Source organism: Streptomyces sp. NPDC107575, from assembly GCF_055657265.1.
On the sequence record NZ_JBVKBG010000002.1, the window covers coordinates 982,824 to 997,080 of the forward strand.

Below are 14,257 nucleotides of genomic sequence, written 5' to 3' on the forward strand. Positions count from 1 at the left end.
CCCCGCGACCGCATCGCCGTCGCAGCGCACCAAGGCGCCCGGTTCAGCCCCCCGCCTGAAGCCGCAACCCCGCCAACGTCAGATCCAGCGCCGCGAGGAACTGATCCCGGTCGTCGTGCACCGCGAACTCGTCGGCGATCTCCCGCACGAACGGGAACTCCTCCGCATCGAGCCGCCGCCACGTCTCGGCGTACTGCCCGAGGTGCTCCTCCCGGTCCACCCCTCCGTCCAGCAGCCGCTCGGGAAGCTCCATCCCCAGATCGGCCGCGGTGCCGACCACCACACCCGTGATCGCCGAAACGGCGTGGAACCGCTGCCGCGTCGTGAGATCGAGCCGCAGGGTCTGCCGGCCGAGCCGGTCGTACAGCTTCAGTGAGTTGCCCTGCACGTCGGTGTTGCGCATGAAGTACGCGGCCAGCCAGGGCCGGTCCACGATCGCGTCGAACAGGGCGACGGCCATCGCGCGGAGGTCGGCGATGGGGTCGTCGCTGTCCGGCCGTTCCTCCACGGCGGTCAGCACCCCGCCGATCGCGTGGTCGGTGGCGCGGTCGAGGAGCTCGTCCTTGTTCTGGACGTACCAGTAGATCGTGCCGACGCCCGTGCCGAGCCGGGCGGCGAGCGCGCGGAACGTCAGCGCGGACCCGCCGGCCTCGTCGAGCAGGGCCACGGCCGCGTTGAGCACGGCCTCCATCGAGTGCGAAGCGCGCCGGCGTCCCCGGGGGGACGCCGCGGCGGCGGAGCGGGTCGGCGGGGGTGTCATGCCCTCCATCCAAGCACAACTTGCTCCCCATCGAACATGGTTCTATGGTGGAACACGGTTCGAACATCGAACTATGTTCCATAACCGAATGTCGTTCGATGTTCGACGGCGTTCCCCGTTCAGAAAGGAGGCCAGGTCATGACTGCCACCACCGAAACCGGGCCCGTTCCCACCCGTACCTACGGATCACTGCGGGCGGCGTGGATCCCGCTGGCCGCGCTCTGCCTGGCCTTCTTCGTCGAGATGGTCGACAACACGCTGCTCTCGATCGCGCTGCCCACCATCGGCCGCGACCTCGGCAGCGGCACGACCGCCCTGCAATGGGTCACCGGCGCCTACTCGCTGACGTTCGGCGGCCTGCTGCTCACGGCGGGATCCATGGCCGACCGCCTCGGACGCCGCCGCGTCCTGCTGGTCGGCCTCGGCGTCTTCGGCGTGTTGAGCCTCGCCGTCGTCGCCGTCGACTCCACCGGGCAGCTCATCGCGCTGCGGGCCGGGCTCGGCGTCGCCGCCGCGGCCATGGCCCCCATCACCAACTCGCTCGTCTTCCGGCTCTTCGACGACCAGGCGCTGCGGATGCGCGCGATGACGTTGATGATCGTCGTCGGCATGTCCGGGTTCATCCTCGGCCCGCTGCTCGGCGGCACCGCGCTCGCCCACGTCAGCTGGCAGTGGCTGCTGCTGATCAACGCGCCGATCGCCCTGATCGCGGCCATCGGCGTACGTCTCGGCGTCGCGCCCGACCGGCGCGAGGACCTCACCGACGACAAGCTCGACCTGCCGGGCGCCGTCCTGAGCGTGCTCGCCATCGGCCTGGCCTGCTACTCGCTGACCAGCGGCGTCGAGCACGGCTGGGGCTCCGCGGCCACACTCGGCTCGATCCTGGGCGCCGCGCTCGCCGGCCTCGCGTTCGTGTGGCACGAGCGCCGCAGCAAGGCCCCCATGCTGGACCTGAAGATCTTCTCGAACGGCACCGTGCGCGGCGCCGCCCTCGCCCAGATCGGCACGTCCGTCGCGATGGCCGGCGTGATGTTCGGGCTGATCCTGCACTTCCAGTACGCCTACGGCTGGAGCCCGGTGAAGGCCGGCCTGGCCAACCTGCCGCTCATCCTGACCATGATCGCGGCGACGCCGCTCTCGGAGTGGCTCGCCAAGCGGTTCGGCCACCGCGTCGCCTGCCTCGTCGGCGCGGCCTGCCTGGCCGTGGCGCTGGCCGGACTCTCCTGGGGCGTCGAGCACGGGTACGCCGTCATCGCCGCCTGCATGGTCGTCATGACCATCGGTCTGCGCACGGTCATGACCATCTGCGCCATCGCCCTGGTCGAGGCGATGCCGGCCAACCGCACCTCGATCGGCACCGCGCTCAACGACACCGCCCAGGAGGTCGGGACCAGCGTCGGCACCGCTGTCGTCGGCACCCTGATCGCCGCACTGGTCACCACCCAGCTGCCCGCGGGCGTCTGGAGCAGTGACCTCGTGCAGTCCTTCTTCCACGGCGAGCGCATCACCTACGCCGTGCTCGCCGTGCTCGTCGGCCTGATCGCGGCGGGCGGCGCGCTCACCCTCACCGACTCGCACTCCACCGAGGAGCCGGCCTGAGGCGTCCGATGCGGGCGAGCGCTGGGCCCCGGACGCTCAGTGCTCGCCGTGCACCTCGTTCGTGGCGGCGATCCGCTTCCACGACTTGGGCTGAGCGGGCGCAGAAACCGCGGACGCGGCCGGCTTCGACGGCTGGTACAACCACGTGTCGAACAGGCCGCCCAGCCGCTCACCGGAGACCTTCTCCGCGTACGCCTGGAAGTCGGAGACGCTCGCGTTGCCGTACGCGTGCTCCTGCGGCCACCCCTTCAGGATCGCGAAGAAGTCCTTCTCGCCGACCTTGTTGCGCAGCGCCTGGACCGCCATCGCCCCGCGGTCGTAGACGGCCGCGTCGAACTGGTTCTCCGCCCCGGGGTCACCCGGCTTCACCGTCCAGAACGCGTCGTCCGCGGGATGCTGCGCGTACGCGTAGTCGGCGAGCTCCTGGGCCGTGCCCTCGCCCTCCTTCTCCGACCACAGCCACTGCGCGTACCGGGCGAAGCCCTCGTTGATCCAGATGTCCTTCCAGCCGCGCACGGAGACGCTGTCGCCGTACCACTGGTGCGCCAACTCGTGCACGACCACGGACACATTGGACCCGTTCGCGAACTGCTTCGGCGAATAGAAGGGCCTGGTCTGCGTCTCCAGGGCGAAGCTCGACGGCACGTTCGGCACATACCCGCCCAGCGCCTCGAACGGGTACTTCCCGTAGACCGACTCCAGCCACTCCGCGACCTCGGTCGTCCGCTCGACGCTCGCCTTTGCCGCGCCCTCGTTCGCGCCGAGGTCCTTGCTGTACGCGTTGACGACGGGCAGCCCGTCCGCGGTCTTGTCGGTGGTGATGTCGAACTTCCCGACAGCCAGCGTGGCGAGATAGGTGGCCTGCGGGTGGGCCGAGCGCCAGTTGAACCGCGTCCACCCCAACTTCGAACTCTGCGACTGCAGCGTGCCGTTGGAGATCGCCTGCGTGCCGTCCGGCACCGCGACCGACACGTCGTACGTGGCCTTGTCGAGCGGGTGGTCGTTGGAGGGGAACCACCAGGCCGCCGCCTCCGGCTCGTTGGCCGCGATGCCGCCGTCCGGGGTGCGCTGCCAGGACGTGAAGCCCCACAGCTTCACGTCGGACGGCTTGCCCGCGTACTTGACCACGACGGTGAAGGGCGTGCCCTTCGGCAGCCCGGCCGCCGGGGTCACCTCCAGCTCCTGCACGCCGGACTTCGCGAACTTCGCCTTCTTGCCGTTCACCCGGACCTCGCTCGCGGTGAGCCCGAAGTCGAGGTCGAAGCGCGACAGGTCCTGGGTGGAGGAGGCGACGATGGTCGCCGTGCCCTCCAACTGGTCCGTCTTCGGCTGGTACTTGAGACGCAGGTCGTAATGGGAGACGTCGTAGCCGCCGTTGCCGTACGTCGGGTAGTAGGGATCACCGATGCCCGACGCCCCCGGTTCGAAGTCCGCGGCCGATGCCGGGATCGCCAGCAGCAGAGAGGCCGCGAGTGCGCCGGGGGCGATGAGTCTGCGGTACACGGAAACTCCAAGTCGTAGGGGACGCCGAGCCGTTGCCGACCGCGAACGGATCACATCCGTGGCCGACACAGCGACCCTATTCAGCACCCGTGGCCCCGGTCATGTCCATGGCCCCACCAGCCACACGATCGTCATCTGGCCGACATGTGTCTTTCGGCCCCATGGGCCTGTCTTCCGTGCCTGCGGCCCTCTGTCGCAAGCCAGTTGACCGGTGTAGCTTCCGCGCCATGCCGATACCTGCCAGACGCAGCCACCGCAGACCGAGCCGCTGGAGAGCCCTCGCGGTCGCGGTCGTCACCGCACTGCTGTCCGCCCTCCTCGGGGCAGGCGCCACCGCGTCGGCCGCCCCCGCGAAGCCGACCGAGTCCAAGCCCGTCTACTCCTACGCCGACGCCGTCCGCGAGTCCGTCTGGGTCGACACCCGCCTTGACGGAGACGGGAACGGCAAGAGCGACCGCGTCGCCGTCGACATCGTCCGGCCCCGCGAGCCCGCCGCGCAGGGCCGCAAGGTCCCCGTGATCATGGATGCCAGCCCGTACTACTCCTGCTGCGGGCGCGGCAACGAGAGCCAGAAGAAGACGTACGACGAGAACGGCAACGTCGTCCAGATGCCGCTCTTCTACGACAACTACTTCGTGCCGCGCGGCTACGCGTTCGTCGGCGTCGACCTGCTCGGCACCAACCGCTCCGACGGCTGCGTGGACGTCGGCGGGGCCTACGACATCGGCTCCGCGAAGGCCGTCGTCGACTGGCTCAACGGCCGCGCCAAGGGCTACACCACCAGAACCGGCACCAAGAAGGCCGCCGCGAACTGGACCAACGGCCGCACCGGCATGATCGGGAAGAGCTACGACGGCACCGTCGCCAACGGCGTCGCCGCGACCGGCGTCGAGGGCCTGGAGACCATCGTGCCGATCGGCGGCATCTCCTCCTGGTACGACTACTACTTCCAACAGGGCGCCCCGCTCTACGACTCGGGCCCCGAGTGGCTGTCCGACTACGTCGAGAGCCCCGAGGCGCGCGAACGCTGCGCCGCCGTACAGAAGCGACTTGTCGACGAAGCACCCAGGACCGGTGACTGGACCGGTCTGTGGCAGGAGCGCGACTACGTCAAGGACGCCGACAACGTGAAGGCCAGCGTCTTCGTCGTGCACGGCATGCAGGACCTGAACGTCCGCGCCAAGCACTTCGGCCAGTGGTGGGACGCCCTCGCCAAGAACGGCGTCGACCGCAAGATCTGGCTTGCCCAGACCGGCCACGTCGACCCGTTCGACTTCCGCCGCGCCGCGTGGGTCGACACCCTGCACCGCTGGTTCGACCACGAACTCCTCGGCTACGACAACGGCGTCGACCGCGAGCCGATGGCCGACATCGAGCGCGCCCCCGACCGCTGGACCACCGACAAGGTGTGGCCGCCGCGCTCCACCGACACCGCCGCGCTGCGCCCCGGCAAGGGCGACAAGCCCGGCGTCGGCACGCTCGGCCTCAAGGGCGCCTCCGGCACCGAGAAGTTCACCGACAACCCGGCGCTGAGCGAGACCGACTGGGCCGCGAAGATCGACAGCCCGACCCCCGACAAGGCCGGCTTCATCAGCCGCCCGCTCTCGAAGGACCTGCGGCTTTCCGGCTCGTCGAAGGTCACGGTCACCGCGACCTCGACCACGTCCAGCGCGCACCTGAGCGCCGTCCTCGTCGACCTGGGCCCCGCCACCATCCGCGACTACGCGGGCGCCGGCGAAGGCATCACGACCGGCACGGACCGCAGCTGCTGGGGGCCGAGCACCGGCGGCGACAGCTCCTGCTACCTGAACACGCCGACCGCGACGACCGACGTCAACTCGACCATCTTCAGCAGGGGTTGGGCCGACCTCGGCACCGCCACGAACCCGGAGCACGGCAGCCCGCTGAAGCCCGGCAAGCCGTACACCCTCACCGTGCAGCTCGCATCGAGCGACCACGTGATCCCGAAGGGGCACCGGCTCGCCCTGATCGTCGCGGGCACCGACAAGGACCTCATCGACCCGCCGGCCACCAAGCCGACGCTGACCGTCGACCTCGGCCGCACCGCGGCCCGCGTCCCCGTCGTCGGCGGCGCCCCCGCCTTCGCGGCCGCGACCTCCGGAACCGCCACCGCCACACCCCGATCGGCCGCGGCCGAGGGCGTGAGCCCGTACCGTCTCGACCGTCCAGTACCGGGAGGCAGCACCCGATGAGAGCACGTCCCCGCACCCTCGCCCTGGCCACCGCCGCCGCGGCGCTCGCCGCGCCCCTGGTGGTGGCGGCCCCGGCCGGCGCGAGCGGCGACAGCACGCCGCCGCGCACCGGATTCGAGGAGACCGACGGTGCCCGCTGGACCACACAGCCAGAGGAGAAGCAGCTCCTCGCCACCGCCGACAAGGCCTCCGACCGGGTCTCCGTCTCCCGCATCGGCGAGACGAAACAGGGCCGCCCGCTGAACCTCGTCCGCATCGGGCAGCACCGCACCGCCAACACCGTGCTGCTGATCTGCTCCCAGCACGGCAACGAACCCTCGGGCCGCGAGGCCTGCCTGACGAAGATCCGCGACCTCGCCTACGCCAAGGACAAGGCGACCCAGCGCTTCCTGTCCCGTACGACCCTGCTCGTCGTGCCCACCGCCAACCCCGACGGCAACGCCGCCGACACCCGCGGCAACTCCGACGGCATCGACATCAACCGCGACCACATCGCCCTCAAGACCGCCGAGGCGCGGGCGATGGCCGCCGTCATCCGCGACCGGCAGCCCGACGTCATCTACGACCTGCACGAGTACGGGGCCACCCCCAAGTACTACGACAAGGACCTGTTCGACCTCTGGCCGCGCAACCTCAACACCGACCACGCCGTGCACGACCAGGCCGAGTCGCTCTCCCTCGACCACGTGCGGCCCGCGGCGGAGGACGCCGGGTACTCCACGGGCACGTACGGCATCTGGACCGACCCGGAGACCGGCGAGCCGATCAAGCAGACCGCGGGGGACGGGCAGGAGCGGATCCTGCGCAACGTCTCCGGGGTCAAGAACTCCGTCGGGCTGCTCATCGAGAGCCGCGTCGACCCCGGCACCCCCGCGGAGGAGGCCGACCCGGCGCTGGTCAACCAGCGGCGCCGCGACTCCCAACTCGCCGCGCTCGGCGGCCTGTTCGACTACACCTCCGAGAACCGGGGCGCGATCGAGGCCGCCACCACGGCTGCCCGCGCCAAGGGCTTCCGGGACAACGGGCCGATCTATATCGGTGGTGCCGACAACGACCCCGCCGAGGACGCGGAGATCATCAAGGATCCGCCGTGCGGATACCGGCTGAGCGGTGAGCAATACGCCGAGTTCAAGGACGAATTGGCGCTGCACGGCATCACGGTCGAGAAGTCCGGAAGTGGGGCCTTCGTCCCCCTTCGGCAGTCCGAACGGGCCCTGGTCGCGCTGCTCCTCGACGCGCGCGCGACCTACCACTTGACGGAAGGGGAGCCCGACACACGCTGCTGATCGGGTTACAGGAGTGTCAGGTGTGGTAGGTCGTAGTGGGTGACAAGCCCTCAGAAACCAACCAGCGATACCCCTGTCCCCGAGGAGGGAGCTACCGGCGAACGGAGCCCCGCCACGGACCGGATCGTGTTCGGCGTCACCGCCGTGCTCACTCTGGCCTTCGTGGTCTGGGGCGCCGTGGCCACGGACAACCTCGAGAGCGTCTCCAACACGCTGCTCGGCGGCCTGATGCACAACGGCGGCTGGGCGTTCGTCCTCGCCGCCACCGGCTTCGTGGTCTTCGCCCTCTGGCTCGCCATGAGCCGCTACGGGAAGATCCCGCTCGGCAAGGAGGGTGAGGAACCGGAGTTCCGCACGGTCTCCTGGATCGCGATGATGTTCAGCGCGGGCATGGGCATCGGCCTCATGTTCTACGGAGTGAGCGAGCCGCTCGCGCACTTCACGACGCCGCCGCCGGGCACCGACCCGGCCGACGACGCCGAGGCCATGGAGACCGCCATGGCCACCACCCTGTTCCACTGGACGCTGCACCCGTGGGCGATCTACGCGGTCGTCGGCCTCGCCATCGCCTACAGCACGTTCCGGCGCCGCAGGCGGCAGACCATCTCGTCCGTCTTCGTGCCGCTCATCGGCGAGAAGCACGCGCACGGCGCGTGGGGCCGGGTCATCGACATCCTCGCGATCTTCGCGACGCTGTTCGGCTCGGCCGCCTCCCTCGGCCTCGGCGCCCTGCAGATCGGCGCCGGGTTCGAGGCGGCCGACTGGATGGACGACGTCAGCACCGGGCTGCTCGTCTCGATCATCGCGGTGCTTACCGTCGCGTTCGTCTTCTCCGCCGTCTCCGGTGTGGAGAAGGGCGTCCAGTGGCTCTCGAACATCAACATGGTGCTCGCGCTGCTCCTGGTGGTCTTCGTGTTCATCGCGGGCCCGACCATCCTGAATCTGGACCTGCTGCCGACCTCGCTCGGCGCGTACCTCGACAACTTCCCGCAGCTCATCGGCCGCACCGAGGCGTCCAGCGGCAAGGGAGTCGCCGACTGGCTGAGCAGCTGGACGGTCTTCTACTGGGCCTGGTGGATCTCCTGGTCGCCGTTCGTCGGCATGTTCATCGCGCGCATCAGCAAGGGCCGGACGATCCGTCAGTTCGTCGGCGGCGTCATCCTCGTGCCCTCGACCGTCAGCCTGATCTGGTTCGCGGTCTTCGGCGGTTCGGCGATCAGCCTCAAGGAGCACGGCGCCCTCAAGGGGGCGGACACCCCGGAGACCCAGCTCTTCGGCGTGCTGCAGGAGTACCCGATCGCCTCCGTGACGAGCCTGCTCGTGATGATCCTCGTCGGCATCTTCTTCGTGTCCGGCGCGGACGCGGCCTCGATCGTCATGGGCACGCTCTCGCAGAAGGGCGCGCTCGAGCCCGGAAAGTTCGTCGTCGTCTTCTGGGGTGTCGTGACCGGTGCGGTCGGCGCGATCATGCTGATGATCGGCAACGGCTCCGGGGACGCGCTCACCGGCCTGCAGAACCTGACGATCCTCGTGGCGGCACCGTTCGTCATCGTCATGATCGGCATGTGCTGGGCGCTCCTGCGCGACCTGCGCGCGGACCCGCTCATGGTGCGTGGCGAGATGGGCATCGAGGTCGTCGAGCAGGCGGTCGTCGCCGGCCACGAGAAGTACGGCGGCGAGTTCGAGATCCGCATCGGCCCGGGCAGCAGCCTGGAGACCGAGGGCGACCCGATCGGCAAGCACCACGACGACTGAGTCCGTACGTGCATCGGGTGGGGGCGTGGTCCGACAGGGACCACGCCCCCACCCGTTCGCCGGGTCAGCCGTTCATCCGGCGTCGACCAGCTCCGCCGCCGCCTCCGCGCATCCCCAGGCCACGGTCACCCCGGCGCCGCCGTGGCCGTAGTTGTGCACCAGCACGCGTCCGGCGCCCTTGTCCTCGCGCTCGATGCGGACCGCCGGGCGGGCCGGGCGCAGGCCCACGCGGTGGTCGAGGATGCGGGCGCCCGCGATCTCCGGGCGTATCTCGGCGCAGCGCTTCACGATCGCCTCGGCGGTGGCCGGGTCCGGCTCCAGGGACCACGCGTCCTCCTCCGCCGTGCCGCCGAGCAGCAGGCGCCCCGGCTGCGGCAGGAAGTACGTCGACTCGGAGGTGGGTGCGACGGACGTGAACCACGTGTCGACGCCCGGGTTCTCCACGATCACCAGCTGGCCGCGCACCGGTCGCACGGAGTCGTCCGGCACCAGTTCGCGGGCCGCGAGTCCCGTGCAGTTCACGACGGTCGGCGCGGCGTCGAGCGCCTCGTCGAGGGAGGCGACGGTGCGCGCCTCGACGTCGACGCCCGCCTCGGCCAACCGCCCGCGCAGCCACGCCAGATGGACCGGCATGTCGATCAGGGGGAGGCGCGCGGCGAGCCCGGAGGGGGTGTCACGCAGGCCGGCCACTTCCGTGGCCCACGCGCCGAGCCCGTCCACACGCGAGTCCCCGTGCACGCCGTCGACCAGCCGCACCCCGGTCTCGTCCGGGCGCCGCGCCCACTCCTCGTACCGCCGCAGCGAGCTCAGCGACCACGCGCCCACCTTCTCCATCGGGTCGATCCGGTACGGCCACCACAGCCCGCCCGCGACCGCCGACGTCGTCCGCTCGGCGACGTCCCGCGACCACACGCGCACCGCCCGCCCGCGCCGCGCGAGTTCCAGGGCGGTGGTCATGCCGATGACCCCGCCGCCCACCACGATCACTTCACTGCCGCTGCCGGCGCGGCTGCCACTGTCACTGATCATCCATGGACGCTAACGGACGCCGACGGAATGCGTCAGTCCGCGCTCAGGGACGGCTGCGGGTGGGAATACTCGCCCCATGGCTGCAGACGACTGCACGACCTTCGGCCTGGCACCCGCGATGCGCGCCGGGGGAGTCCTCGCGGACGGGGACTACCAGGTCCACCGGGACTTCGTGGACTTCATCGTCGACGGCCGCCCGCTGCTCTTCCAGCTCTCCGACCTCGACGCCGTGTCCCCGCTCGCCGCCGACATCCCGCCCGCGATCTTCGCGCACCACGTGAAGCGCCTGCTCCTGGAGGCGGAGGCGCCGCTGCCCGGCGGACGTTGCGTGATCTACGGATGCCCGGAGTGCGAGGGCATCGAGTGCGGCGCCGTGACGGCGGTGATCGAACGGGACGGGGGAGAGGAGGCAGCGGCCTACATATGGCGGGACTTCGCCTGGCAGACCGACGAACAGGTCGACCTGGAACTGAACGGCTACCACGGCATCGGCCCGTTCCGTTTCCGCGCCGAGGAGTACCGCGCGGCGCTCGGCCAGCTCCTCGACGGGTCGGGCCCGCCCGGAACCCGCCGCAGGGTCCTGCTGATCGGGGCCCGCGTCGCCGTCCTCGCCCGGCTCGCGGCGGCGCTGCGCACCATCGGCGTCGGCGCGGACATCACACAGGACGCGTCCGGCGTACCGGCGGAGGAGCTGCGTACGTACGGGGTGGTGGCCTTCGGCCGGGCGGTGGAGGAGTCCCAACGGGCGGCGGTACGCCGGGAGTTCGAGGCGGCAGGGGCCGATGTCGCGTACGTGGACGGCTACGCGCCGATCATCCCGCTCCTGGTCGCCCAGATCGAGAGCGCCCTCGACCGCGTCCCGCCGGCGCAGCGCCGTCTGACCCGCCTGGTCGCCGCCGACGGCGAGGCGGGTGTGGAGGTCACCTCCACGTGCCGCGTCCGCATCACGTCCTACCGCCTGGACCGGCTCTACCGCACGCACACGCACGAGGTCTTCGACGCGCTCCTGGAACCGGGCCGCCACCGCATCTCCCTCGACAACAAGGCAACGCGCGGCCAGTCCTTCCTGGTGGCCCGTACGACGGGGAGCGTGCTGGTGGCCCGGATGGAACGGTGACCGGCGCCGACCGCGCCCCGTAGGGTCTGGATCATGCGCCAGACCGCCGACCATCCGCTGCTGACGATGTTCCGCAGGGCCGCCGAAGGGTGCTTCCCACCCGCGGACGGCCGGGTCACCGTCCTTCCCCCGCTGCCACGCGGCCTGGAGTGCTCGGTCGCCTTCACCGGACACGCCGTCATCGCCACCGCCCTCTCCGCGCACGAGATCGAGTCCCGGGGACCGGACGGCTACGGAGGCTCCCTGGCCCCCGACTTCCTCCGGTACCTCGCGGGCGACGAGGGAGAAATCGGCACCATCGACGCCGTACTCGTGGCCCGCGGCACACCGCAGCCTCCCCGCCTACGGGAGCGAACGGACATCGACGACCACCCCCGAGTCCGTCACGCACGTCACCTGCGCACCGACGTCCACGTCTACGGAGACGAACGCGGCCTGGTCACGCTGGCCGACGGCCTGGCAGGCCGCCGCGAACTGAGCATCGAACTCACCGACCCCGACCACGCCGGCACGGGCCTCGGCCGCTCCCTCTTGCGGGACGCCCTGACGCTGATCCCGGAGGACGACCTGATCTTCGCGGCCGTCTCCCCGGGCAACGCCCGCTCGCTGCGCACCTTCCTGGCCACGGGCTTCACCCCCCTGGGCAGCGAATCCATCATCCGCCCCACACACCGCGGCTGACCCCCGCCTTGGCGGAGGCTGCCCACCCGCTGCGGTCGACGGCTCCCCGCTTTGGGCGGTCTGTCGCGACTACGTTCCCCACCCGCACCGGCGGGCCGCCACCGCCTTGGGCGGAGGCGACTGGCCCGGCTCCCCACCCGATGCGGTTGACGGCTACCCCGCCTTGGGCAGTCTGCCGCGGCTATGTTCCCCACCCGCATCGGTGGGCCGCCACCGCCTTGGGCGGAGGCGACTGGCCCGGCTCCCCACCCGATGCGGTCGACGGCCACCCCGCTTTGGGTAGTCTGCCGCGGCTGCGCTCCCCACCCGATGCGGTCGACGGCTACCCCGTTTTGGGCGCTCTGCCGCGGCTACGTTTCCCCACCCGCATCGGTGGGCCGCCACCGCCTTGGGCAATCTGCCGCCTTGGGCGGCAGGGTGGGCAAGGCGGCGCCCGGTGCCGCGCAACGATGACGGTGGCCACGAACCCCGGTACAGCTCGGCCTCCACGGTGCCGCGCATCGGAAACGGTGGGCACGGACCCCGGTACAGCTCAACCCCCACGGCGCCGCGCAACGGAAACAAACGGCCTCAGCCCCGCTCCAGCCCAAAAACCCCGCCGCCGCCCACCCACCCCGCCGACTAGGATCACCCCCCTGATGACAACGCTCGTAGCCAAGAACCTCGCCGCAGGCCACGGTGACCGCACCCTCTTCACCGGTCTCGACCTCGTCGTCGCCCCCGGCGACGTAATCGGACTCGTCGGCGCCAACGGAGCCGGCAAGTCCACCCTCCTGCGCCTCCTCGCCGGCCTCACCACCCCCGAGGAGGGAGAGGTCCGACTCTCCCCGCCGACCGCCACCGTCGGCCACCTCCCGCAGGAGCCGGACCGCCGCCCCGGCGAGACGATCCGCGAGTTCCTGGCCCGCCGCACCGGCGTGACCGAGGCACAGCGCACCATGGACGAGGCCACGCAGGGCCTCGTCGACGGCGCACCCGGCGCCGACGACGCGTACGCCACGAGCCTGGAGCGCTGGCTGAACCTGGGCGGCGCCGACCTCGACGAGCGCGCCGAGGAGGTCGCGGAGCAACTCGGCCTGGACGTCGGCCTCGACCAGGCGATGACGTCCCTGTCCGGCGGCCAGGCGGCCCGCGCGGGCCTCGCCTCCCTCCTCCTGTCCCGCTACGACGTCTTCCTCCTCGACGAGCCGACCAACGACCTCGACCTGGACGGTCTGGACCGCCTGGAGACCTTCGTACGCGGCCTGCGCGCCGGCACCGTCGTCGTCAGCCATGACCGCGAGTTCCTCACCCGCACCGTCACCAAGGTCCTCGAACTCGACCTCGCCCAGCAGGAGATCAACCTCTACGGAGGCGGTTACGCCGCCTACCTGGAGGAGCGCGAGGTCGCGCGCCGCCACGCGCGCGAGGAGTACGAGGAGTACGCCGACAAGCGCTCGGCCCTGGAGGGCCGCGCCCAGATGCAGCGCACCTGGATGGACAAGGGCGTCAAGAACGCGCGCCGCAAGGCCACGGACAACGACAAGATCGGCCGCAAGTTCCGCAGCGAGGCGAGCGAGAAGCAGGCCGCGAAGGCCCGGCAGACGCAGAAGATGATCGAGCGTCTCGACGTCGTGGACGAGCCCCGCAAGGAGTGGGAGCTGCGCATGGAGATCGCGGCGGCGCCCCGCTCGGGCGCGGTCGTGGCCTCGCTGCGGGACGCCGAACTGCGGCGCGGCGACTTCTCGTTCGGCCCGGTGACGCTCCAGATCGACTGGGCGGACCGCGTCGCGATCACCGGCGCGAACGGGTCCGGAAAGTCCACCCTGCTCGCGGCCCTGCTCGGCCGCATCCCGCTGGACTCCGGCCACGCGACGCTGGGTTCAGGCGTGGTCGTCGGCGAAGTGGACCAGGCCCGCGCCCTGTTCCACGGCCCGGAGACGCTGCTGGAGGCCTTCGGCGCCGCCGTCCCCGCCATGGAACCGGCCGACGTCCGTACGCTGCTCGCCAAGTTCGCCCTGAAGGCGGACCACGTCCTGCGCCCGGCGGCCACCCTCTCGCCGGGCGAACGCACCCGCGCGGCCCTCGCCCTCCTCCAGGGCCGGGGCGTCAACCTCCTGGTCCTGGACGAGCCGACGAACCACCTCGACCTCCCGGCGATCGAGCAACTGGAGTCGGCCCTTTCGAGCTACGAGGGCACTCTGCTCCTGGTCACCCACGACCGCAGGATGCTGGACGCGGTCCACACGACGAGGCGCCTGGAGGTGGCCTCCGGCAAGGTGACCGAGCTTTAAGGGGCGCGGGGAACTGCGCGCCCAGCCACGAGGGGGCGCAC

General features: G+C 71.0%; 10 protein-coding genes. 7 read left to right on the top strand and 3 right to left on the bottom strand.

Annotated features, from left to right (window positions below):
* Positions 1 to 43: 43 nt before the first annotated feature.
* On the bottom strand, positions 44 to 691 hold the full coding sequence (locus tag ACZ7L4_RS11000; protein WP_472102002.1) for a TetR/AcrR family transcriptional regulator: 648 nt from the start codon (positions 689 to 691) through the stop codon (positions 44 to 46).
* A 207-nt stretch (positions 692 to 898) separates the two neighbouring features.
* Between ACZ7L4_RS11000 and ACZ7L4_RS11005 the strand changes: the two genes are divergently transcribed.
* Positions 899 to 2,359 carry an MFS transporter gene (locus ACZ7L4_RS11005; RefSeq protein WP_472101419.1) on the top strand — a complete coding sequence of 487 codons (1,461 nt, stop codon included), beginning with the start codon at positions 899 to 901 and terminating at the stop codon, positions 2,357 to 2,359.
* A gap of 36 nt (positions 2,360 to 2,395) precedes the next feature.
* Here the strand turns inward: ACZ7L4_RS11005 and ACZ7L4_RS11010 are convergent, their stop codons facing one another.
* Positions 2,396 to 3,862 (bottom strand): M1 family metallopeptidase, encoded by a 1,467-nt coding sequence (locus ACZ7L4_RS11010; RefSeq protein ID WP_472101420.1) that lies wholly within the window; start codon positions 3,860 to 3,862, stop codon positions 2,396 to 2,398.
* 227 nt (positions 3,863 to 4,089) lie between these two features.
* On the opposite strand from ACZ7L4_RS11010, the gene ACZ7L4_RS11015 reads away from it, so the two are divergent.
* The 3 genes from ACZ7L4_RS11015 to ACZ7L4_RS11025 are packed head-to-tail and all read left to right on the top strand — an operon-like array spanning position 4,090 to position 9,116.
* Positions 4,090 to 6,075, top strand: a complete 1,986-nt coding sequence (locus tag ACZ7L4_RS11015; RefSeq protein ID WP_472101421.1) for a Xaa-Pro dipeptidyl-peptidase — start codon at positions 4,090 to 4,092, stop codon at positions 6,073 to 6,075.
* Positions 6,072 to 7,361, top strand: coding sequence for a M14 family metallopeptidase (locus tag ACZ7L4_RS11020; protein WP_472101422.1), 1,290 nt, complete (start codon positions 6,072 to 6,074; stop codon positions 7,359 to 7,361). Before ACZ7L4_RS11015 ends, ACZ7L4_RS11020 begins: the two co-directional genes overlap by 4 nt.
* A gap of 39 nt (positions 7,362 to 7,400) precedes the next feature.
* Positions 7,401 to 9,116: a BCCT family transporter gene (locus ACZ7L4_RS11025; RefSeq protein ID WP_472101423.1), complete on the top strand. Its 1,716-nt coding sequence runs from the start codon at positions 7,401 to 7,403 to the stop codon at positions 9,114 to 9,116.
* Between the two features lie 72 nt (positions 9,117 to 9,188).
* On the opposite strand, the gene ACZ7L4_RS11030 is transcribed toward ACZ7L4_RS11025, so the two are convergent.
* Positions 9,189 to 10,145, bottom strand: a complete 957-nt coding sequence (locus tag ACZ7L4_RS11030; RefSeq protein ID WP_472101424.1) for an NAD(P)/FAD-dependent oxidoreductase — start codon at positions 10,143 to 10,145, stop codon at positions 9,189 to 9,191.
* 76 nt (positions 10,146 to 10,221) lie between these two features.
* On the opposite strand from ACZ7L4_RS11030, the gene ACZ7L4_RS11035 reads away from it, so the two are divergent.
* The 3 genes from ACZ7L4_RS11035 (at position 10,222) to abc-f (ending at position 14,216) form a co-directional block, all read left to right on the top strand.
* Entirely contained in the window at positions 10,222 to 11,262 is a 1,041-nt protein-coding gene (locus ACZ7L4_RS11035; protein ID WP_472101425.1) for an oxidoreductase, read from the top strand.
* A gap of 33 nt (positions 11,263 to 11,295) precedes the next feature.
* A complete protein-coding gene (locus tag ACZ7L4_RS11040; RefSeq protein WP_472101426.1) occupies positions 11,296 to 11,943 on the top strand; it encodes a GNAT family N-acetyltransferase in 648 nt (215 codons plus the stop codon).
* 635 nt (positions 11,944 to 12,578) lie between these two features.
* Positions 12,579 to 14,216, top strand: a complete 1,638-nt coding sequence (gene abc-f / locus ACZ7L4_RS11045; protein ID WP_472102004.1) for a ribosomal protection-like ABC-F family protein — start codon at positions 12,579 to 12,581, stop codon at positions 14,214 to 14,216.
* The last annotated feature ends 41 nt before the right edge of the window (positions 14,217 to 14,257 follow it).

Coding starts and splice junctions, on each gene's coding strand:
- ACZ7L4_RS11040 (WP_472101426.1), top strand. CDS start 11,296: ATGCGCCAGACCGCCGACCATCCGCTGCTGACGATGTTCCGCAGGGCC.
- ACZ7L4_RS11005 (WP_472101419.1), top strand. CDS start 899: ATGACTGCCACCACCGAAACCGGGCCCGTTCCCACCCGTACCTACGGA.
- ACZ7L4_RS11030 (WP_472101424.1), bottom strand. CDS start 10,145: ATGATCAGTGACAGTGGCAGCCGCGCCGGCAGCGGCAGTGAAGTGATC.
- ACZ7L4_RS11000 (WP_472102002.1), bottom strand. CDS start 691: ATGGAGGCCGTGCTCAACGCGGCCGTGGCCCTGCTCGACGAGGCCGGC.
- ACZ7L4_RS11015 (WP_472101421.1), top strand. CDS start 4,090: ATGCCGATACCTGCCAGACGCAGCCACCGCAGACCGAGCCGCTGGAGA.
- ACZ7L4_RS11020 (WP_472101422.1), top strand. CDS start 6,072: ATGAGAGCACGTCCCCGCACCCTCGCCCTGGCCACCGCCGCCGCGGCG.
- ACZ7L4_RS11035 (WP_472101425.1), top strand. CDS start 10,222: ATGGCTGCAGACGACTGCACGACCTTCGGCCTGGCACCCGCGATGCGC.